Source organism: Bradyrhizobium sp. DN3 (assembly GCF_041357655.1).
Taxonomy (GTDB): domain Bacteria; phylum Pseudomonadota; class Alphaproteobacteria; order Rhizobiales; family Xanthobacteraceae; genus Bradyrhizobium.
In genome coordinates this window covers 195,077-217,954 of the sequence record NZ_JAULLN010000006.1, presented here as the reverse complement: position 1 = coordinate 217,954, position 22,878 = coordinate 195,077, and the positions used below count along the sequence as shown (strand labels likewise).

12 protein-coding genes are annotated in these 22,878 nt (G+C 58.8%); 7 read left to right on the top strand and 5 right to left on the bottom strand.

Annotated features, from left to right (window positions below; translation table 11 throughout):
* The first annotated feature begins 77 nt into the window (after positions 1 to 77).
* The gene (locus AAE027_RS11805; RefSeq protein WP_370988176.1) at positions 78 to 1,403 is read left to right on the top strand and encodes a helix-turn-helix transcriptional regulator; all 1,326 of its coding nucleotides are present in this window, start codon (positions 78 to 80) and stop codon (positions 1,401 to 1,403) included.
* Positions 1,404 to 1,458: 55 nt separating this feature from the next.
* Here AAE027_RS11805 and AAE027_RS11800 read toward each other — a convergent pair whose 3' ends face one another.
* Positions 1,459 to 1,743, bottom strand: coding sequence for a hypothetical protein (locus AAE027_RS11800; RefSeq protein WP_245471518.1), 285 nt, complete (start codon positions 1,741 to 1,743; stop codon positions 1,459 to 1,461).
* Between the two features lie 846 nt (positions 1,744 to 2,589).
* Between AAE027_RS11800 and AAE027_RS11795 the strand changes: the two genes are divergently transcribed.
* The 4 genes from AAE027_RS11795 (at position 2,590) to gmd (ending at position 14,104) form a co-directional block, all read left to right on the top strand.
* The gene (locus AAE027_RS11795) at positions 2,590 to 2,823 is read left to right on the top strand and encodes a hypothetical protein (RefSeq protein ID WP_091894168.1); all 234 of its coding nucleotides are present in this window, start codon (positions 2,590 to 2,592) and stop codon (positions 2,821 to 2,823) included.
* 669 nt (positions 2,824 to 3,492) lie between these two features.
* Complete coding sequence (locus AAE027_RS11790) at positions 3,493 to 12,066, top strand: Ig-like domain-containing protein (RefSeq protein WP_479714216.1); 8,574 nt, start codon at positions 3,493 to 3,495, stop codon at positions 12,064 to 12,066.
* Positions 12,067 to 12,234: 168 nt separating this feature from the next.
* Positions 12,235 to 12,819 (top strand): transglutaminase-like cysteine peptidase, encoded by a 585-nt coding sequence (locus AAE027_RS11785; protein WP_370988174.1) that lies wholly within the window; start codon positions 12,235 to 12,237, stop codon positions 12,817 to 12,819.
* A 193-nt stretch (positions 12,820 to 13,012) separates the two neighbouring features.
* Positions 13,013 to 14,104 carry a GDP-mannose 4,6-dehydratase gene (gene gmd, locus AAE027_RS11780; RefSeq protein ID WP_370988173.1) on the top strand — a complete coding sequence of 364 codons (1,092 nt, stop codon included), beginning with the start codon at positions 13,013 to 13,015 and terminating at the stop codon, positions 14,102 to 14,104.
* Between the two features lie 155 nt (positions 14,105 to 14,259).
* Here the strand turns inward: gmd and AAE027_RS11775 are convergent, their stop codons facing one another.
* Positions 14,260 to 15,018 carry a class I SAM-dependent methyltransferase gene (locus AAE027_RS11775; RefSeq protein WP_370988172.1) on the bottom strand — a complete coding sequence of 253 codons (759 nt, stop codon included), beginning with the start codon at positions 15,016 to 15,018 and terminating at the stop codon, positions 14,260 to 14,262.
* Positions 15,019 to 15,437: 419 nt separating this feature from the next.
* Between AAE027_RS11775 and AAE027_RS11770 the strand changes: the two genes are divergently transcribed.
* Both AAE027_RS11770 and AAE027_RS11765 read left to right on the top strand, forming a co-directional pair.
* The gene (locus AAE027_RS11770) at positions 15,438 to 16,124 is read left to right on the top strand and encodes an FkbM family methyltransferase (protein WP_370988171.1); all 687 of its coding nucleotides are present in this window, start codon (positions 15,438 to 15,440) and stop codon (positions 16,122 to 16,124) included.
* 235 nt (positions 16,125 to 16,359) lie between these two features.
* Entirely contained in the window at positions 16,360 to 18,324 is a 1,965-nt protein-coding gene (locus tag AAE027_RS11765; protein ID WP_370988170.1) for an acyltransferase family protein, read from the top strand.
* Positions 18,325 to 18,450: 126 nt separating this feature from the next.
* Here AAE027_RS11765 and AAE027_RS11760 read toward each other — a convergent pair whose 3' ends face one another.
* The 3 genes from AAE027_RS11760 to AAE027_RS11750 all read right to left on the bottom strand — a co-directional run bounded on the left by AAE027_RS11760 (position 18,451) and on the right by AAE027_RS11750 (position 22,551).
* A complete protein-coding gene (locus AAE027_RS11760; protein WP_370988168.1) occupies positions 18,451 to 19,758 on the bottom strand; it encodes a WcaI family glycosyltransferase in 1,308 nt (435 codons plus the stop codon).
* A gap of 60 nt (positions 19,759 to 19,818) precedes the next feature.
* Complete coding sequence (locus tag AAE027_RS11755) at positions 19,819 to 20,793, bottom strand: GDP-L-fucose synthase family protein (RefSeq protein ID WP_370988167.1); 975 nt, start codon at positions 20,791 to 20,793, stop codon at positions 19,819 to 19,821.
* Between the two features lie 753 nt (positions 20,794 to 21,546).
* Complete coding sequence (locus tag AAE027_RS11750) at positions 21,547 to 22,551, bottom strand: ABC transporter substrate-binding protein (RefSeq protein ID WP_370988166.1); 1,005 nt, start codon at positions 22,549 to 22,551, stop codon at positions 21,547 to 21,549.
* Positions 22,552 to 22,878: the final 327 nt, after the last annotated feature.

Genomic DNA, 22,878 nt, shown 5'->3' with positions numbered 1-22,878 from the left:
TCGATCAAAGGCTATTCCTCGCCAATGGAATAGCGTTGGCACGTCTCGACGCATGACCCGAATGGGTCATTGAGAGCTTGCTGGCGCCGCCTCACGGCGCCGATCTCATTAGACTTTCGTCGACCGCGATTCTTCAGGAAAAGCAGGCAGCAGGGCTTGCTTCGAGCTGCCGCCTCACGAACATCCTGGACCAGGGAAGCGCGTTCGAGGGGGCCCAGGGTCGGTTGTGGACCTTCTGCACGGCGTGCAACGAAGCTCGCCGGCTGCAACGAATGCTTGGGCACGGCGGAGGGGGGCCGCTCTTGAGGACCAATAAGATAGACGATCAGGAATTGTCGAAAGTCATCGATCGGCTTGGCGAAGCCGCGGTGAATCCGGATGCGTGGCGCGACATCATGGATGACATCTGCAAGGCGGTCGGGGCGTCGGCGGCACTCCTGCTTCAGAGCGACATCAGGACCCCAGACGTCCCACGCACCGAATCGATCGACGAAGGGACCCAATTCTACTTCAGGAATAACTGGCATCTCAGGGATCCCCGCGCCAGGGGGTTTCCGCGCATGATGGCGGGCGAGGTCGTGACCGACCTCGACGTGATGACCCTGGAGCAGATCCGCTCCGATCCCATGTACAACGAGGTGCTATTTCCGTTCGGATACCGTTGGTTCGCCGGCATAGGCTTCTGGGCCGATACCGCAGCATGGGCATTGACGATCCAGCGAACGGGACCCGAGGGCATGTTCGAGGCCCGCGACAAGCAATTGCTCGCGCAATTGGCGCCGCGCCTCACCGAGACCGCCACGCTCGCGACCGCCGTCGGCAGGGTCGCGCTGACGTCGATGACCGACGTCCTCAGCCGTGTTCGTCAACCTGCATTGGTCCTCAACCGAGAGGGAATGGTCCTGCGCACGAACGAGGTGGCCGACTGTGGCTTTGACGATGAGATCCGCATCAGGGAGCGGCGTCTCGTTCTGCGCGACAAGCAGGCGATGACGAAACTCGATCAGCTGATCAGCTTGATCCGGTCTACGCCTGACGCCATCGCTATCCCCGCCTCTCCGATCCTCATTCGTCGGACGACAAAGCCGCCGGTTGTCTTGCGCATCTTGCCAGTGGACGGCGCCGCGCGTTCCGTCTTCCTCGGAGCGCGTGCCGTGCTGATCCTATCCAACCTCGTCCCGCGCACTGCGCCAGACCCGGCGCTCATCGGCCAAGCCTTCGACCTCACACGAGCCGAATCTCGATTGGCCGCGCTGCTTGCAACTGGCGCATCGATCGACAGCGCCTCCGAACACCTCGGCATTTCGCGCGAAACGGCTCGCAATCACCTGAAAGCGATCTTCTCGAAGACGGGAGCGCACCGCCAGTCGGAGCTGGTCACTCTCGTTTCTCAACTGGCATGAGCGGGACGTTACTATCAACGCTGCAAGACTCTTCGGCGTCCTCAAACAAAGGTCGCTACAGGTCCAGCTGGTTACGCAATGCGTCACGCTCTTCGAAGAGTTCTCGGAGTCGCTGAGCATTGTCGGATTGCATCTCCTGCCACTCGATGCGATCCTCCGCGGTCCACAAGTAAGACTCGCGATTGAATCGGTCTTTTTCTGCCTTATCAAATTCCATGTACAGTTTGATATCGCACTCAACTTGGTCAAGTTGCTCTCGAAGAGTTCTTGGCATCAGCCGTTCCCTCGGCTCTGCCTCTAGCCCACTTTTGATCTTTGACGCTATCGGTGCGGCGATCAATAGGCCTTCTCTCCCCACGGATGACACCCTCAATCTTATTTAAAGTTGTGTGGTCGGCGTGGCTCTCTCTGCGTCAATCCTTGGCCCGAACGATCAACAAGTCGGCCCTGTATAGGCCGCCTGCTGATGAACGCGTCACTCCAAGCTGCCGTAGCATTGTCCAGAATTATTCACTTACGATTTCAACGTATGCAAAGTGAAGAGTGATCGGTGTTTTTGAACCGTCCAATATGATCCGGAGGCTTTTGGGATGATATCCAGCACCAATCAAAGTCCCAGTTCTGCCAGACAACCGTGGCCCGGCAGATGGTCTTACCTCGATGCGAGCACCGACAGTAAATTGCTCTTTGATTGAGAGAGAATCTTGCATCGCTGATGCCTGCACCAAATTCCGGGTTTACTCGATCCAGGCTACGGCTTCTTGGTCGAAGCGCCGAAGACGCTGGCTTGCCATTTCATCACCAGGCGCGGTCCAACAAGGATTTCCTCGTCGGCGACTTTCGCTCAGCCGGCCGCTGTTGCTTGCGGACTCGCGAGCCGAAGGCAATAGTGACCTCACTTAGTAGCAAGCGTATTTTGCCCCCGGCCTACATCCCTTCTTAGCGCCCTTGGTTTTGTCGGGTGTGTTTTGCTGCGCCAGTGCTGGTGGCGAATAGAGCGGCGCCACGGTTGAAATCGCGAATAGAATTAGGACTGTGAGCATGATCGATTTCATCGAAGACACCCCTTCTTGACCCGCACTGATTTATCTGCCATTTTAAATCAGACGCATTGGTATAAAGTATTTAACAACATCTCTTCAAGAGATATTTTCAAATATCGTACTCATTCCCGCCCGGATGGAAGATGATGGACGAGAAGATTGTCCGTTTGCGCACATATCAGAAGAACATAGATCGGTATGTGCGCCTGCTCGAAACGACGCTGACCGAAGTTGAACGGCAGTACATTGAGAGGCGCCTGACCGAAGAACGATCGGCTATGGCACTGCTGTCTGCCTCGTCGCTTCAGATGGCCATCGAGGCTAACGTTGCCAATCAGGCATGCAATCGCCAGCCCAGCTTCAACGCCGCAGAATAGAGCTAACATCGGTCAACCGAGATCCGCTGTGCAACTGCCCCGCAAGTGAGGATGCACAGAGATCCGGGCAGCGACGAATGCACGAATCTGCGCAAGCGGCTGCGGTCCGCAACTCTACGCCAGCATGGCCGGAATCGGGTCCGGTGCCAAAAGCCGATATTTTTTTGGTCATTGCATCGGTGACGCGCGCGCCGACGCTCCGGGCCTGCTGCTGCTTGCACTAAGCTGAAGGACAAGCTTGGGCAGCGGTTGCCTCTCTGATCCGAGGGCCTGACTTAGATCAACTAACCTTCGGATGTGCCTCGGAGCGCAATTTGAACAGCTTTGCGAATTCGCTCACCTTGGCTGGGGGCGATGCCATCCAAGTGGTAAATCCGGCATAGCAGGCTGTTGATACGCCTTACGATAACGCGATTACTGGAATGCCGGTTGCGCGCGTGCACCAACTGACGCCGCACCTCGATCAGGTCAAGGCGACGAAACGCTCTTGATCGTACCATGTGAGTTGGACCTTCCGCACGGGCCCCAATGCTCTCGTTTGATTCCGGGGTCGAACGATCATGGGCTTCAAACAGATTCCGGTGCCGACCGCACAATCTGTTTGCAGTTAATTTACGATGTGTTATTAACACGAAATTAATTAATTTCAATTTCTGAGTGGGGCACTATTTGAATACCCCATTAAACCAAAAGCTCGATGTTGCCGGATCTGAGGTCGCTTGGGAGTCCTTCAGCTTCCCTGAACCTCGCCCAGCCAACTCTCTCATCATTCCTGACGCGCATCTCCTGTTCTCGGGTGAATATGCACGTTCGGGCCATGATCTCATCATTTCCGATCCCAACCATCGGATCACGATCCCCAATTACTTTCTCGGTGAGAAGCGTTCGCCGCTCAGCTCTGCGGACGGCGCGCTGCTCGATGCAAGAGTCGTTGAAGCTCTCACCGGCTACCAAACCTTTGCTCAAGCCGGAGGAAATGCTGCCGCTGGAAAGGTGATTGGCCATGTCGCCACCATAACGGGCAGCGCCAGCATCGTTCGCAACGGCGTTACTATCGAGGCGAATAACGGGGACGTCGTCTATCAGAACGATATCGTGCAGACTGGAAGCAGCTCTACCCTCGGCCTCGTTCTGATCGACGGCTCAACGTTCAACCTGAGTGCCAACGCTCGCTTCATGTTGAACGAGTTGGGGTATGAGGGGCAGAGTAGTGCGAGCGGTACCTTAGTCAGTCTGACGAGTGGCGCGAACCATTCGCTGTTCACTCTCGTCCAGGGCGCTGCCAGTTTCGTCGCCGGCCAGGTTGCCAAAACGGGTGAGATGCAGGTTGCAACGCCTACCGCCGTGATCGGAATTCGCGGTACAGCCGTCCTTCTTAACGTCGATGCAGTGGATGGACAGGTCTCGGTTTCCGTTGCTGATCAGCAAGACGGTCAGGTTCATTCCGTACAGGTCTTCAAATGCGTCCCAACGAACTTGCTTCAAGGCGTTTGTACCGCGGGGGATCCAATCGGGATAGTTACCAGCGACGGTCCATCGATGACCATCACGCCAACCGCGAATTTCGAGGTGATCACCCAAGCCGTCAGTAAGAGCCCAGGCCAGGTTGCGCAGGAATTCAACGCCTTTCAGCAGGTGTTAACGACCTACGATATCGGGAAACAGATCGCTCCAGACACTCCGGCACCTAGCGACGGCAAGCGAGGAGACGTCGATACAAAATCACTGCAGAAGTTCGCTGGGAGCCCGCCACCATCACCCACCGAGGCTCCGACTACCGTTGTTGCGGACGACGTCAAGGGCCAACCTGGTGGCGGCTCGATCACTCCAACTTTTGCGCCCCTCGCCTCCATCACGGGAGGTTCTGCGTCCGCATCGAAACCGCTCGTCCCGACTTTGGATACAACGCAAGCTATCGCCTTGGTGTCGTTGGCGCCTGTAACAATCGCCAATGCAGGTGGGCCAACCAATCAAGGAGGCCAAACGATCAGCGGAACTGTCGATGCGTCCCTCGTTGGAACGACAGTGACGCTGTACGATACCTACAATGGTGTCACCACACAAATTGGAACGGTGACCGTTGGCTCCGGCGGTGTTTGGAGCACGGCAGTCACTCTGGCAGGAGATGGCGACCACAGCATCGTCGCTTTGGACGCTAGCGCCAACGTTAGCACAAGCGTGCCCGTTGTTTTCACCCTCGACACCACGGCACCCGCGGTCGCCATCACGAGCGCGGGCGGGCCAGTCAACCAGGCCAGCCAGACAATCACCGGCACGGTGGGCGTCGCCGATGCCGGCGCCACCGTCACCATCCTGGACGGCACCACCGCGATCGGCACCGCCACCGTGCAGGGCAACGGCAGCTGGAGCAGCACGGTCACGCTCAATAACGGCCCGAACTCGCTGACGGCACGGGTGAGCGATGCGGCCGGCAACACCGCGACCAGCAGCGCGGTGGTCTACACGCTCAGCACCACCGGCCTGACCGTGACCGAGACCCTGGTCGCCGACACCGGCACCTCGGTCACCGACCACGTCACCGCCAACCCGGCGCTGAACGGCACCGGTCTCGCCAACACCGTGGTGCACTTCACCATCGACGGCAGCCCGATCGCGGCAACCGTGACCACCGATGCGCAAGGCGCCTGGTCGTTTACGCCGAGCGGGCTGGCCGACGGACCGCACACCATCGTGGCGAGCCAGACCGACAGCTTCGGCAACACCGGCTCGGCCTCGCTGAGCTTCACGCTCGACACCACGGCACCCACCGTCGCGATCACCAGTGCGGGCGGACCGGTCAACCAGGCGAGCCAGACCATCACCGGCACGGTGGACGTCGCCGATGCCGGCGCCACCGTCACCATCCTGGACGGCACCACCGCGATCGGCACCGCCACCGTGCAAGGTAACGGCAGCTGGAGCACCACGGTCACGCTGAACCAGGGCGGTAACTCCCTGACCGCACGGGTGAGCGATGCGGCCGGCAACATCGCAACCAGCAGCGCGGTGGTCTACACGCTCGGCACCACCGGCCCGACGGTGACCGAGGCCCTGGTCGCCGACACCGGCACTTCGGCCAGCGACCACGTCACCGCCAACCCGGCCGTGAGCGGCACCGGCCTCGCCAACACCGTGGTGCACTTCACCATCGACGGCAGCTCGATCGCCGCAACCGCGACCACCGATGCGCAGGGCGCCTGGTCGTTCGCGCCGAGCGGGCTGGCCGACGGACCGCACACCATCGTGGCGAGCCAGACCGACGCGTTCGGCAACACCGGCTCGGCGTCGCTGAGCTTCACGCTGGACACGACGGCACCCGCGGTCGCGATCACCAGCGCGGGCGGGCCGGTCAACCAGGCGAGCCAGACCATCACCGGCACGGTCGGCGTCGCCGATGCCGGCGCCACCGTCACCATCCTGGACGGCACCACCACAATCGGCACCGCCATCGTGCAGGCCAACGGCAGCTGGAGCAGCACAGTCACGCTCAACAACGGCCCGAACTCCCTGACCGCACGGGTGAGCGATACGGCCGGCAACACCGCGACCAGCAGCGCGGTGGTCTACACGCTCAGCACCACCGGCCCGACGGTGACCGAGGCCCTGGTCGTCGACACCGGCACCTCAGTCACCGACCACGTCACCGCCAACCCAGCGCTGAGCGGCACCGGCCTCGCCAACACCGTGGTGCACTTCACCATCGACGGCAGCCCGATCGCGGCAACGGTGACCGCCGATGCGCAAGGCGCCTGGTCGTTTACGCCGAGCGGGCTGGCCGACGGACCGCACACCATCGTGGCGAGCCAGACCGACAGCTTCGGCAACACCGGTTCGGCCTCGTTGAGCTTCACGCTGGACACGACGGCACCGAGCGGCGGCACGCCAGATCTGACGGCGGGCTCGGACAGCGGCAGCTCGAACACGGACAACATCACCTCGACGACGTCGCCGAGCTTCACGGTGGCGCTGAACCCGGCGGCTGCCATCGGCGATACGGTGCAGCTGTTGCTGGGCGGCTCGCCGCTGGCACATCCGGTCACGCATGTGATCACGGCCACCGACGTCACGGCCGGCAGCGTCAGCCTGACGGTGACTGCCGGCGATCTCGGAGCCGATGGCGCCAAGCAGGTCACGGCGCAGTTCAGCGATGCCGCCGGCAACAATTCGATGACTGCAGCGCTGAGCTTCACCCTCGATACCACGGCGCCCGCCGTCGCCATCACCAGCGCCGGCGGACCGGTCAACCAGGCGAGCCAAACCATCACCGGCACGGTGGGCGTCGCCGATGCCGGCGCCACCGTCACCATCCTGGACGGCACTACCACAATCGGCACCGCCATCGTGCAAGGCAACGGCAGCTGGAGCAGCGCGGTCACGCTCAACGACGGCCCGAACTCGCTGACGGCGCGGGTGAGCGATGCCGCCGGCAACACCGCGACCAGCAGCGCGGTGGTCTATTTTGTCGGCGTGCCCGGCGCCATTCTCGGCGACGCTGGCGACAACATCCTGACCGGGACCGTCGGGAACGATGTATTCCAGGGCTTTGGCGGTAATGACATATTCAACGGGTTGTCGGGTGTTGATCGCGCGGTCTATGTCGACGCGACCGGGGGCATTACCGCCGATCTGACGGCAGGGATCGTGACGGGTCCAGGTGTCGGCACCGACACGTTGATCGGTATCGAAGCCATCCAGGGCAGCAACTTTGCCGACCATTACTCGGCGGTCGGTTTCAGCGGCAATTCCGGGGTCCCCGGTACGCCAATTGGCTTCAACAGTTTCGAAGGCATGGGGGGCGACGATATCATCGCCGGCACGGTCAATCCTTCCGGAGAGATTCTGACCCGCATTTCCTATGTCAGTGCGACAGCGGCAGTCGTCGTAGATTTCGCCGCGGGAACGGCGAACGGCGATTCGTCAGTTGGCAGCGACACTTTCACCAACGTCAACTCGGTCATTGGCTCGGCATTTGGAGACACGCTGCGGGGCAGCGACAATCCGAATGGTACTTTCGAGCAATATGACGGTCGTGCCGGCAACGATCTGATCGATGGCCGCGGCGGCTACGATTTCGCCATCTACAACAACGACGTCGCCACAGCCACGGGCATAACCGTCAATCTGGCAACCGGAACCGTCACTGGCGATGCGACGATCGGAACCGACACGCTGCGTTCAGTGGAAGCTGTGCGCGGCACCAACTTCGCTGATACTTACGATGCCACCGGTTTCAGCGGCACCAGCACCAATGCCGGATCGAGCGGCACCTTCAACAATTTTGAAGGCATGGGCGGCAACGATACCATCATCGGAAATGGCAACACCCGAATCCAATATACGCAATCAAGCGCCGCCGTAACGGTCGATTTCCTCGCGGGCACTGCGATCGGCGATGCCTCGGTGGGTACCGATACATTCACCGGCGTCAACGCCGTCATGGGCTCGATGTTTGCCGACACCTTTTCGGGCAGCGGCGCCAACGAGAACTTCATGGGCCTTGCCGGCGATGATTTCATCGACGGAAAAGGCGGCTTCGACACGGCGCAGTATGCCAACCTCACCTTCACGACGGGTGGGATCAGCGTTCACCTTGCAGCTGGAACGGTGACAGGCGATGCCTCGAGCGGCACCGACACCTTGCGTTCAATCGAAGCCATTCAGGGCACTAACTTTATCGACACCTATGACGCGATCAATTTCGGCGTCACGGGAGCTATTGATCCCGCTACCGGCCTCCCCTATGCCAACGTCGGCAACAATGGCACCTTCAATCAATTTGAGGGAATGGGCGGTAACGACATCATCACCGGTAACGGCAACACGCGTCTGATCTACGCCAATGCGACCGGCCCTGTGACAATCACTTTCAGTCTCAATGGCTGGACCAGCAGCACCAGCGGTGCGTCGGGCACCGTGACCGGCGATGGGTCCGTAGGCACCGACACCTTCTCCGGTGTCGGCTCGGTATCGGGATCGTCATTTGCCGACACCATCACCGGCTCGAACAATCCAAACAACACCTCCGAAGAATTTTCGGGTCGCGCCGGCAATGACTTCATCGACGGCAAGGGTGGGTTCGACAGAGCATTCTACAACAACGACGGCACGGCTTCAGGTATTCAAGTCGATCTGGCTTCGGGCGTGGTGACTGGCGATGCGGCTATCGGAACGGACACCCTCCGATCGGTTGAAGCGATCCGCGGGACCGCCTTCGCCGACACTTATGTCGCGACCAATTTCGGCGTGTCCGGGCCGAATCTCGGCGATTTCGGTACTTTCAACGAGTTTGAGGGGATGGCCGGCAATGACACCATCACCGGCAACGGCAATACCCGCATTGCATTCTACAATGCCCTGGATGGAGTGACCGTGGATCTCGCCGCCGGCGACTCCCACGGGACGGCCTCCGGTGATGCCGCAGGTGTCGGGACAGATGCGTTCACCGGCGTGAATGCCGTCCGTGGCTCGTCGTTTGCCGACATCATCCTCGGAGATGCCAATGCCAATACGCTCGACGGCAGAGATGGCAACGACCGGATCGATGGCCGTGGCGGTGCCGATACCCTGACTGGCGGGAACGGCTCTGACATTTTCGTCTATGCCGATGGCGGCGGAACAGACACCATCACGGACTTTGACCGCAGCCAGGGCGACACCATTGATCTGACAGGTTTGTCCGGCATCTTCACGCTCGCGGACGTTCAATCGAAATCGACGGTGAGTGCCGGCAATACCATAATCAATTTCGGGAGCGGAAATACTCTGACGCTGATTGGTGTGACAAGCCTCCAGCAAAGCGACTTCATCTTTCCGAACGCCACTAACGGCACCTCGGGCTCGGATGTGCTGCTCGGAACGAGCCAAGCGGATGCAATTTACGGGCTTGCAGGAAATGATCGGCTTCAGGGATTCGGTGGCAACGATCTGCTCAATGGCGGGGCCGATTTCGACCGCGCTGTCTACACCGATGCCACGGGCGGAATCTCCGTCGACCTGGCGGCGGGCACGGCATCCGGTCCGGGAGTGGGCACCGACACGCTCGTCGCGATCGAAGGTGCGATTGGCAGTGATTTCGCGGACACATTCAATGCGACCGGTTTCGCGGGAGCCACCGGTATTCCCGGTACACCGATCGGGTTTAACGAGTTCGAGGGTCGAGGCGGCAATGACACCATTCTAAGTGCCGTGAACTCTCTGGGCGCGGCTCTGACGCGGGTTTCTTATGTGAGCGCCACCGCGGGTGTGACTGTCGATATCTTGGCCGGTACGGCGGATGGAGATGGATCCGTTGGTCACGACACGTTTGTCGGCTCGGGAATTATTGCAGTCTGGGGCTCTTCGTTCGCCGATACCCTTTTCGGAAGCAACAATGGATTCGGCACGATCGAGGTCTTTGCAGGCTTTGCTGGCAACGATGTGATCGACGGCCGCGGCGGCTTCGACCGTGTCGACTACAATAACGATCCGACCACCGCGTCAGGCATCACTGTCAATCTCGCGGCCGGCACCCTGACGGGAGACGCCACGGTTGGTCATGATACACTGGTGTCGATCGAAGCTGTCCGCGGCACCAATTTTGCCGACACCTACAACGCCTCCGGGTTTAGCAACACCAGCACGAACTCCGGATCATTGGGGACCTTCAACGAGTTCACCGGCGAGGGCGGCAACGACATCATCACCGGCAATGGCAACACGCGCATCGGATTCAATAATGCGACCGCGGGCGTTGTGGTGGATATAGCAGCCGGCACGGCTACCGGGGACTCCTCGGTCGGAAGCGATACGTTCACCGGCGTCAATGCCATCATGGGCACGATGTTCATCGATTCCCTGTCGGGAAGCAGCACCAACGAGACATTTACAGGGCTTGGCGGCAACGACACGATTGACGGTCGCGGCGGCTTTGATACCGCCAGCTATCACAACATCTACCTTTCGACCGGCAGTGTCACCATTGACATGGCGACCGGCACGGCTACGGGCGATTCCTCGATCGGCGTGGACACGCTGCGCTCGATCGAAGCTATCCAGGGAACCATCCTTGCCGATGCCTACGTGGCAACCGGATACGGCCTCGCAGGCGCTCTTAACGTCGGCAACAACGGCACCTTCAACCAGTTCGAGGGACTTGGTGGTGACGATTCGATCACCGGCAACGGCAACACGCGCCTGATCTACACCAATGCGACCGGTCCCGTGACAATCACTTTCAGCCTCAATAGCTGGACCAGCACCACCAGCGGCGCGTCGGGTACCGTGACCGGCGATGGGTCCGTAGGCACCGACACCTTCTCGGGCGTTGGCTCGGTGTCAGGGTCGTCATTTGCCGACACCATCACCGGCTCGAACAATCCCAATGGTACAGCGGAAGATTTTGCGGGTCGCGGTGGCAACGACTTCATCGACGGTAAAGCTGGCTTTGACCGAGCGTTCTACAACAACGATGGCTCGGCTTCAGGTATTCAAGTCGATCTGGCTTCGGGTGTGGTGAGCGGCGACGCTACTATCGGAACGGACACCCTTCGATCGGTCGAAGCGATCCGCGGGACCGCTTTCGCCGACACTTATGTCGCGACCAATTTCGGCGTGTCCGGGCCGAATCTCGGCGATTTCGGTACTTTCAACGAGTTTGAGGGGATGGCCGGCAATGACACCATCACCGGCAACGGCAATACCCGCATTGCATTCTACAATGCCCTGGATGGAGTGACCGTGGATCTCGCCGCCGGCGACTCCCACGGGACGGCCTCCGGTGATGCCGCAGGTGTCGGGACAGATGCGTTCACCGGCGTGAATGCCGTCCGTGGTTCAGCCTTCGCTGACTTCATTTTCGGCGATGCCGGCAACAACACATTGGATGGGCAAGCAGGAAATGACGTGATCCAGGGGCGCGGAGGCGCCGACACCCTGATAGGAGGAGCGGGAAACGACCAATTCGTCTTCGCCGCGGTTTCCGACTCTACGGTAGCAAGCCATGATACGATCAGTGATTTCGTTCATGGTGCAGACCTCATCGACACCTCGGCGATCGCGGGAGTAACGAGTGTCCAGGGCCTGCTAAGCGGGAGCGCCCAAGTCGCCGCACATAGTATCGCGTGGATTCAGAGCGGCGCGAATACGATTGTCTACGTCAACAGCTCGGGCGCTGCGCAGAACCAGGGGTCGGCGGATATGGAAATTGTCTTGACCAGCGTTACTGCGAATACTTTGACCAATCAGGACTTTCTCTTCCAGATCTAACGGCGCAATTCTTTGCCCCTCGGAGATCGAGGACAACCCGCTGCGCTACGGTTGTCGTTAGCCGGTCAAGCTCGAATGCACGCACTGCTTCGCGATTGTGCATCGGCTGCCTCACAATTGTCATAGCGCTTCCATTGCATCGCAATATAATTCGACTAGCAATCAGGAATGTCAGGCGAACTTTCGATGATCAGACATGCTATGCGCATGCTGGCCATAATGTATTGCGTTTGCAGCCAGCCAGCCTATTCACACTACGAATCTCAAGCGGTGGCACCTCCGCTTTCATTCTCTCAATTCTGCATTCAATATCCCGAGGACTGCCAGCGCCACGATGACCGCAGGATTCGAGATTTCCGCTCCTCCATTCAACGTTGGCGAGAACTCGCCCAGATCAACTCGACGGTGAATTTCGGAATAACACCGAGAGATCCGCCCGCAAGTCGAAATGACGCGGAGTGGCAGATATTCCCTTACGAAGGCAATTGCGGCGACTATGCCGTCACCAAGCGCCATCTGCTGCTGCGATCCGGCTGGCCCAGCTCATCAGTCCTTCTCGCCGAGGTCGTCATCCGAGCAACCGGAGAGCACCACCTCGTGCTGCTTGTGCGTGAGGGAAGAGCGGTCCTTGTACTCGATAATCTGAGCCCGGTCGTGACGCCGCTAGTCGATGCGCTGGATCGGTACGTCATCGTGCGCGCGGAGTCTGGCACAGATCCACAACAGTGGACACGAGACGTCACCGCCTTCTAGCTAGGCTACTGGCCGACTACCGGTCCAAGCCTGAAAGCTGTCATCAATCCAATCCACCCTTTCTCTGGGGAGGACTTTTGGCACACCCGCTGCAGCCAAGCTGCCGTTAATCTAAGCTTGATTTTCGTCCTGTTTCACCCTCCCTAGCCAAGTCAATTCCGTGTAAGCACATATTTCCATTTTTGGGACTGATATGACAAAGAAACGAGCACTTATTACCGGCGTCACCGGCCAGGACGGCGCTTATTTGGCCGAACTTCTTCTACAGAAGGGATACGAGGTCCACGGCATCAAGCGCCGGACCTCCCTCTTCAATACCGACCGAATCGATCACCTTTACCTTGACCCGCATGAGCCGGACCCGCCGTTCCGGTTGCACTACGGCGACCTCACGGACTCGTCGAGCTTGATCCGGATCGTCGGGCAGGTGCAGCCTAATGAGATCTATAATCTCGCTGCCCAGAGCCATGTTGCCGTTTCGTTTGAGGAACCGGAATACACCGCAAATTCAGACGCGCTGGGCGCGCTTCGGATTTTAGAGGCGATCCGGATCGTTGGCCTGGAGAAGAAGACGCGTTTCTACCAAGCCTCGACGTCCGAACTCTATGGCCTCGTGCAGGAGATCCCGCAAAAGGAGACGACGCCCTTCTACCCACGTTCCCCTTACGCGGTCGCCAAGCTCTATGCGTATTGGATCACCGTGAACTATCGTGAAGCCTACGGCATGTATGCCTGCAATGGCATCCTGTTCAATCACGAGTCTCCCGTCCGCGGCGAGACCTTTGTCACCCGAAAAATCACGCGCGCCATGGCGCGGATCCATTTGGGCCTGCAGGAACGTTTGTATCTCGGTAATCTCGACGCGCTGCGCGACTGGGGACATGCCCGCGATTATGTTGAGATGCAGTGGTTGATGTTGCAGCAGGAGAAGGCAGAGGATTTCGTCATCGCTACCGGCAAACAACACTCGGTGAGGGATTTCGTCAACGTCGCGGCCAGCGAGATTGGAATGCGAATTCGCTGGGAAGGCGCGGGGGTCGATGAAAAGGGATACGATGCCAAAACTGGAAAGTGCGTTGTATCGGTCGATCCCAGGTACTTCCGACCGACCGAAGTCGAGACGCTTCTCGGTGATCCTGCCAAGGCGAAACAGAAGCTCGGGTGGGAGCCGAAAACGTCGTTCGAAAGCCTAGTTCGGGAGATGATGAAGGAGGATCTCGAATCCGCGAAGCGGGACGAACTGATCAAGCAGCACGGCTTCCGCTACTTCGCGCGACACGAATAGCCCTGTCGGTGGGTCGACATCGCGATTGATGAGAAGCAAGTAAGCGCTCTCGCGGCGCTTACTGGTGGCTGCTCTTGCCCAAGCGTCGTCATCGCGGTGTCATCCCTCTTTAGGCAAGCGAACCGCATCGTCCACCGGCAGTGAGGAATGAGGCGTTAGAGACCGGACCGACGTCTCGCTGCTCTTGCCAAGACCCCAAGGTTTCCGAGGAGATGTCTTGCCGCTATCGCCGCACTCTTGCCTTCGGTGACTTCCTGGAGCTTATACTCAAAGTAGTCGGGCAAGACGCGATCCAGATCGAACGGGCTGGTTAGCGAGGAATAGCCTGCGGGACAACAATCGCCGCGACAAAAAACGAGAAGGTTCTGTCGATACCAGGGCCGAATTCGGCTGTCGTCATATATCTGCGGTCGGACGCAATCGAAGGCGCTGTAACCATGGCCGCCGAAACGTTCTGCCCAGTAGGATGGCCACTGCTCGTTCAGGTGGTTTCTACCGCCTTGTCCTTTGACTGCAGCAGAGAACAATACGACTGGTGCAGCGGCCACGAGCGCGGAAACGAACTCATTCGCGCTACTCTCGGGCAAATGCTCGGCCACCTCTAACGAACAAGCCAAATCGAATTTGCGGCCGATATCGGTGATGGATCGAAGGTCCATGGATCTGAACCGTTCCGACGGAATTCTGAGCTGATCACGAGGCACATAGTCGCCGTCAATTCCGAGATAATCGCTCACACCGTTCGTAGCGAATTCGTGCAGCCAAGCGCCGATACCGCAGCCGACGTCAACGACCGAATTGACTTTGAAAAGTCGAAGCACCAGTGGGACGATCACCGACGCAGATTCGAAAGACCCGCCTGACTGCTCCTTAAAGAACTGCGCACCGTAATGCTCAGCGACAGACTTCTCCATATCGACACCTCCGGACAATCAAGGCTGCTCCATGCCGGCGCACAACGTCAAGCCCGTCACCCATTGGAGTTTGCAGCAAAAATGTGACCTGTGCGATCGAGTTCCGCACTGCCACATTTGTGGTGCCGACCTCGGCTCGCGGATCGCACTCTCAACTTCGGGCGCTGCAATAACGCATGCTCTATCGCGGCAATACGTTCGGCTTTCGGAAAAGACCTTCCTCCCTTCTTCAATTGATCTTTCACCGACTTTGAAGCAACTGGGCAACATCGCGTACTTCGTCGAATGCGTCGCCGCTTTGTCGCCATTGTTTCCAACGGAACACTGGCGTGCTTAGCATAGAGCGGGTTGACCTCCCTTCATGTGGAGGTCAAGTTGCCGGGTGGGCTGTTCAGGCGACAAGTACAGGCGAACTCATTATGCTCACAGCGCCGCTACGTTTTGCCGGCCGATTGCGCCGCTACATTTCCCGCCGCCTTTACGGCGATCCCGACTCCTATCTTGAACTATGTTCCGGCGTGATTCATGTCGGGGCAAATGCTGGCCAAGAACGAGAGCTCTATGCCCGACACAAGCTCAAGGTGGCGTGGATAGAACCTGTCCCGGAGCAATTTGAAAAGCTTCGACAAAACATCCGCTCGCTGCCTGACCAGCGGGCAATCAACGCGCTGATCGCCGATACTGATGGCAAGCCCTATACTTTCCATGTCTCGAACAATGATGGCCTGTCATCGTCCATTCTGGATTTGCATGACCACAAGGACATTTGGCCGGATGTGCACTTCGTCCGCGACATAACGATTCGTTCTTCGACGTTGAAAACGGCTCTTGAAATGTGGCAAGTCGATCCCGGGCAATACAATGCCCTTGTGTTGGACACCCAGGGCTCGGAGTTGCTGGTTCTGCGGGGTGCGCAAGAAATCTTGCGGCAATTCAGATTCATCAAGGCCGAAGCGGCGGACTTCGAGTCATACCGGAATTGTGCGACCGTTGATCAAATACGCTCGTATCTGAAAGCTTTTGGCTTTCAGGTGAGACGCGAGGACCGGTTTGCGAAGCGTGCATCTGGTGGCGCCTATTTCGACATCTTGTTCGAACGCGTCTAAGGCTGAGGTCACCGAATGACGCCAACCTGCCGGCTTTGGTCCGAGCGGATATTATCTGCAGATTACTTCCCCGCGCTTGGCGGGTCAGGCCCGACTTCTCCTTCGCGTATCCGCCGACACTAGCCCTTGCCTCGCCGCCGCCCCACGAACAGCCGAAAACGGACAAACTCCCCGAACGAAATGCGTGGTACTGATTGTTCGCGCGTTTCTAGACGCAATGTGCACAGCAATAGACATGCAGCCCGTATCGCGAGCGGCGACCCATTTCAGAGCTGATGTCGAGGGGCTGAGGGCGATCGCAGTTCTATCGGTGGTCGCCTTTCATTACGGAGTTCCGGGCTTAACCGGCGGATTTGTCGGTGTAGACGTGTTCTTCGTCATATCCGGCTTCCTGATCACGCAACTTTTGCTTCGGGAGATAGCCGCGACCGGGAAAGTCGATTTTCTTGGCTTCTATGGTCGCAGGGCTAAGAGACTCTTGCCTGCCGCCTTCGCGGTCACGCTAGCGACCTTGATCATCGGATACTTCGTGCTGGCGCCCTTTGAACAGAAGGAGATGGCCAAGTCGGCCGCAGCTTCAGCGCTGTATGCCGCCAATGTTTGGCTCCTCCGCCAATCCATGAACTATTTCGCCCCCGAAAGTTCGCTCAATCCCTTCCTTCATACGTGGTCACTTTCAGTCGAGGAACAATTTTACTTGGTCTGGCCCGCGTTTCTCCTCATTGTCGGTCGTTTCAGCCAAAAGATCATCCTGCCAGCTTTGCTGATCGTAGTGTTCGGATCGTTCGCTGGCTGCAGCTACCTGACCTACGGCAAGCAAGCTTGGGCGTTCTATCTCGCGCCCCCTCGGGCGTGGGAGTTTGGAGCAGGAGCTCTGATCGCAACAAGACCCTTCGAGCGCTGGGCAAAGCAGCATGGCTCGAGTTCAATCGTTGGATGGTTGTCATTCGCACTTCTCATCCTGTCATTCTTTGCTATCGACGGCTTCATGGCGTTCCCGGGAGTAGTTGCCGTTGTTCCAGTGGCAGCTACGGCACTGCTGCTGCTCACGGGGAACAATCCTGCTGGACCGTCGGCTTTGCTCAGGACGTATCCGTTTCAGTTCTTCGGTGCACGGTCCTACGCCATTTACCTCTGGCATTGGCCGATTGCAGTTCTTGGTACGGTGCTTGTTGGCAGCACGGCACTCGCCAATTGCCTTTTCTTTGCCATGACGATCGTTCTCTCGTCGCTCAGCCTTGCCTGGCTCGAATACCCCATCAGAGCTAGTCACTGGCTGGCACAACGACCTGTACGATCAATAATCATGGGCGGCGCCGTTACGTTAACCGCCACAATTGCCGGCATCCTTTCGTTCGCGATTGCGCAGTACGTCACGAATGGCGCGCAAGCGAAGATAATTGCTTCGACTTCGAAATATTCGCTCTCGAGCGAGAGTGGTTGTCTGGCCGGGTTCACCACACAAAGTCCCATCCGCTGCGTGTTCGGCCCATCCAGCTATACAAAGACAATTGTGCTGTTGGGAGATTCTCACGCCGATCAATGGACGACCGCGCTCGCGGCTATTGCCGAACAGAGAGGATGGCGGCTTATTACCTACCTGAAGGCCTCGTGTCCTATAGCCGATATCCCGGTTTCCAAGGTCTACAGTTTGCGACTTCGCCGGCTTTCGCCCCAGTGCGCGAGTTGGCGCGAGCAGGCAATCGCGATGATAAAAACTCAAGATGGCCCCGACGCGATACTGTTGGCGCAGTTTTCGAGCGGAAACGTCAAGGGACCATTCACCAATCTGGGACCTCACGCAGTGAGCATTGAGACCTGGGAGCGTGGATTATTTGGAGCGCTCAAGGAACTCGAACCGGTCAACGCCAAGCTCATTGTGATCCGCGACAATCCCACTCCTTACCACCCGGTCGGCAATTGTCTTGCTCGGGCGGAATGGCGGCGCTTACCATTCAGCACCTGCAGTCGCAGTCTTTCGCTCACTACAAGCAACGAAGTGTTCGAAGCGGAGCAACGTGCCGTCTCGTCCATCAACAACGCGCGCATGATCGACCTAACATCGTCGATTTGCACAGGCTTGGTATGTCCGGCCATTCGCGACGGCGTCGTTGTCTATAGAGACGCAAACCATCTCACAGTCGATTTCACACTAGCGCTTATGGATCGTCTCGCCGCAGAACTAACAGCCGCCCTCTGAGGAAGATCGTGTCGGTCAAGCATCGCAGCGAGCGAGACTCGGGTATGAGCGCTCATCGCGGCGCTTACTTCCGGCTAGTCTCGGTCGACAAAACTATCGCAGCGCAGCTGGTTGAGGCTAGGCACCTCAGGGCACACGAACCGCATCCTCCACCGGCAAAGCAACGTTGTCGTTAGCGCCTGCCGAGCCGCTTTCCTCTTTCCCAGTTGAGTTGGACTCGCCTGCCATGACTTCCGCCCACCGCCGAACGATGGTCCACCGATCCCATCGCTCGAGGGCGCGCTTTCGTCCTTCATCGCCGTAACGCCGGCGGAGTGCGGGCGACTCACTGAGCTGGCAGACCGCAACTTCCAGAGCGGACAAATCTCCCGGCGGAATCACGAGACCGGCGCCGGTCACTTCCGCCGCCAGCCCCGTACCTTCTTCGGCCATCGCTATGACCGGCCGCGCGGACGCGAAGATCGCACCAAGTTTCGAGGGCAACACCAGATCGGCCGCCTCGGCCTTCTGCGGAATGAGATGAAAATCGGCCGTCGCCATCAATTCGTTGAAGCTCTCGCTGGGCTGAAGTCCGAAAAAATGGATGTTGGAATGTCCGGCGCCCATCTGCTCGAGCCTCGTTTTGTGCGGTCCCTCGCCGGCAAGAATAAAGTGAACATTTGGACGGCTTTGCTCCAAGCTGATCGCAGCCTCGATTACGAGATCGAGCCCCTGCTTGTTCGACATCGTTCCAGAGTAGAGCGCAACAATATCGCCCTCGCCAAGGTTTAACTGCCGGCGGTATTTTGTCATTCGTGATCCGGGGCAGACCGCGCTGGTATCAATCCAGTTTCTGACCTCAAGCGCTTTGTTGGGCGCTAGCCCCTTGATTGCCAGCCGCAGCAGCATCGCCTCGGAAATAGTTGAGACGCGATCGAAGGATTTGAGGATTGCAGCTTCCATTCTCAACATCCACTTGCGCAGTGAATGGTTGCGCAGGAGACCAAGATCAAATGCCGCGTCGACCTCGAAGTCCTGCACATGAAGCCATGATTTGGCACCGACGCGACGAGCGACGAACGAGACGAAGGCAGCCGACATCAGCGATGGCGCGACAGCGATCATAACGTCTGGTCGCCAGGATAGCGCCTCGAAGAGGACCGGCGCCGCGCTTGTGAGTGCGAACGAAGCGTGATGGACCAGCCGTTTAGCGCCCGAGGGATGTCCGGGCACATAAATCGGCGCACGTGTTACTCGAACACCGCCAACATCTCTCGATCTGAAGTACGACGATTTGAACGCGGGGGGGATCTTCCAGGCCGGATAATAGGGAGGCGCCGTAATGACCCGAACTTCATGACCGTCGGCTGCCAAACTTTCGCAGAGCTCGGCGTTGTATTTCGCAACGCCGATCAGATCTGGGGCATAGTTGATGCCGACCAAGAGAACACGCATAAAGCCCGCCCCAGTTCAAACTTCAGAATAAAAAAGCTTCTTGCAATCTAAGTCGTCTACTCAGCGCGTTGCGCCGACTTCCAGATGACGTCCGTAGCCTTCTAGATAATCTGCGTAGGCCGTCGCGAGGCCGACCCGCAGAGCAACTTTCGGTCGCCAGCCGAGCCCTCGAATTCTCGAACTATCCAGCAGCTTGCGTGGCGTTCCGTCAGGCTTGGAGGTATCGAACGCGAGCTTGCCTCCATAGCCAACGACTTCCGCTACGGCCGCCGCGAAGTCTGCGATCGACAACTCATCGCCGCTGCCGACGTTTATCGGTAGGTCGCTCGAATAATTCTTCAGAAGGAAAACGCAGGCATCGGCGAAATCATCGACGTTGAGAAATTCGCGGAGCGGCGTGCCGGTGCCCCATACGGAGACGCTCGGCGCATTGGCGATCTTGGCTTCGTGGAAGCGCCGGATCAGCGCTGCAGGGACGTGACTATGGTCCGGATGATAATTGTCGCCACGGCCGTAGAGATTGGTCGGCATCACCGAGATGAAGTCATCGCCATATTGCCGACGATACGCCTGGCACATCTTGAGGCCGGCAATCTTGGCGATCGCATACCATTCGTTGGTCGGCTCGAGCGGCCCCGTCAGCAATTCGCTTTCGGCGATCGGCTGCTTGGCGTGCTTGGGATAGATGCAGGACGAGCCGAGAAACAACAGGCGCTGCACGCCAACCGTGTGACTTGCGCGGATGACGTTCAATTCCACCGCAAGATTGTCGCAGAGAAAGTCGACCGGAAAACTGTTGTTGGCTGCGATACCGCCGACCTTTGCAGCGGCGTGCACCACTACGTCGGGACGATTGGCCTGCAGCCATTTCAGCGTGGGCTCTTCCTTTGTGAGGTCCAGCTCACGCCGGTCGGCCGTCAGCACAGTGCAATTCTCTGATGCAAGCCTTCGGACGACAGCTGATCCGACCATGCCGCGGTGACCCGCGACAAAGACACGTTTGCCCGTGAGATCGTAGGTTGAAACCCCTGTCATCGTATCCTCTACCAGCGACCGATTGGCCGGATCACCACTCCCAGGAGATCCAGCCACCGCCGCCTTAAGCAATCACGCTGCCGATGCAGCCCCGCCGATCTGGTAACACAATCTTCACCATGCGAAAGCCTATCCCGGCCCGACAAAGATATTCATGGTGAACCTGCGCTGCGCGCACAAAAGAGCAGCACTCTGCGAAACAAAAATGAGCAAGGCAGCCGCATGAGCTGTGCGGCTGCCTCGAAATATCTGTGAAAGAAGCGGCAGCCCGCCGCTCTGTCAGCCCAAGCTCAATATGCCCGACGCAGGACAGGACCGACTGGCGCGCAAACGCGGTCCATGTACCAGCCATAGGGCGTCTCGACCCGCACCAAGGGGCAACGGCGCACTGGCACATAGCGGTATGGGTACGGCTGCGCCCAGAACGTAACAGGCGTCACCTGGCTCTCTCCCGTGAGCAGGGCTGCCGGTGCGGGCATCTGCATCGCGGCGCTTGCTCCGCTCGCTGCGCCGAGGGTAACAGTTGCGGCCAAAAGACCTGCTCGCATCAACGTCTTAAACATCCAAAAAGCTCCTCGCCCCTGCGGATTTGATCCCCGTGCTCGTCAGACCCCAGCCGGCCGACGTCGCGGTCCGCAACTAGCCCAAATAGTGAACCGAACTTTACCAAGGCCATCGGTAGAAATGCAACCGATGCCACGGCGGCCAAAGGCCTTTTGGGTCGATATGGCGCATAGGTGTGGCTTCTTGGTCCTACTTTTCCTCGCTCCAGGCGCCCGGGGCAGCGAGGTCGGGTGAACGGCGGTACACATCCCGAAGGAACTGGTAGTTGACCGTCTGAGCCAGCGGCACGTCTTCCTCGCCGAGCTTGGCGAAAATGAGAATATCCCGGAGCGTCCGCCAGCGGCTTTCGTCGTAGTCGCCAATGCGACCGCCCGTCGGCAGTACCAACGGCCGTTGCTGCTGCAGCTCGAATTTCAGCCGCTCAGGGCTCAGCCTGATCGGGCCGGCGCCGGCGAGAACGGGCACGCTCCGTGCATAGTCCGCGTAGGTAAATTGCCATCCTCGAATGAGGCCCTGAAGGATGTCGGCAATCATGGATGGCTGTTCATGGACGAGACCATTGCTCGCGAAGTAGACCAAGCCAGGGACATGGATGCCGTAGTCTTGCGGCTTGATGACATTCAGCTTCACGAAAGCCGAACTGGAGGGATCGGGTTGCTCGTCGATTGCGGTGATGATCGCATCCACCTCCCCGGCCCTCAGAGCTTCGAAGCTGTCGCGGTCGGGCACCTTGGTGATCTGGCTCCGGGGAAGCCCGAGCTGCGCCATCATGGCATCGAAAACGACGTCTCCCTCACTCGCCCTGCGGTATCCGACCCGCTTTCCGACCAGATCAGCCGGTCGCCGCAATCCCGAGGCTTCGAGCGTGAAAATCGCGACAGAGGTGTCGAGAAAGCTCGCAGCAAACGCGGTCACGGGCACGCCACGCCAGCTCGCCAGCAAGAACTTCTGGCCGCTCGTCACGCCGATGGCATGTTGACGTGCAATGGTTTGAACGAAGTCAGGGTCTTCAAGCTGGGCCGACACCTCAATGCGGGAGGAGAAGTATCCCTGTCTGGATGCCGCGAGTTCGCCGGCAAACCGCGCGCCATATGGCCCGTCCAGGAGAAGCTTGGCTGCGGCGGCCGTGGAAGCTGTCGGAGCTCGTATGGGCGCTCTATCGGGACGAAGAACGAGGGGTGCGGTTCCTACCAACGCGACGACTGCGAGGCCAATGGCGAGGTACCGCTTCCCTCTCGGCCGAGGTCGCCGCCGGGACTGGGTTCGAGGCAACGAGAACTTCCTAACGGGTTGTGAAATTTAACATATCAGTCACGAGGCGAGATGGGCTACAATGCAAGCTTGTGGGGTAAGGTTAATTTTTCCTTCGCCTTGTTCTAACAGCGATTTTGACCGATAGCACGGCGCGTTCGGGCAATGAATATTGCGTCAATGGGTTTGGCAGGATGACTATTCTTTCCACGCGACCGGTGCCCGTCGCTGATTCGGCTTCGGAAATTGGCGTGGTCGAGCCAGTTGCAT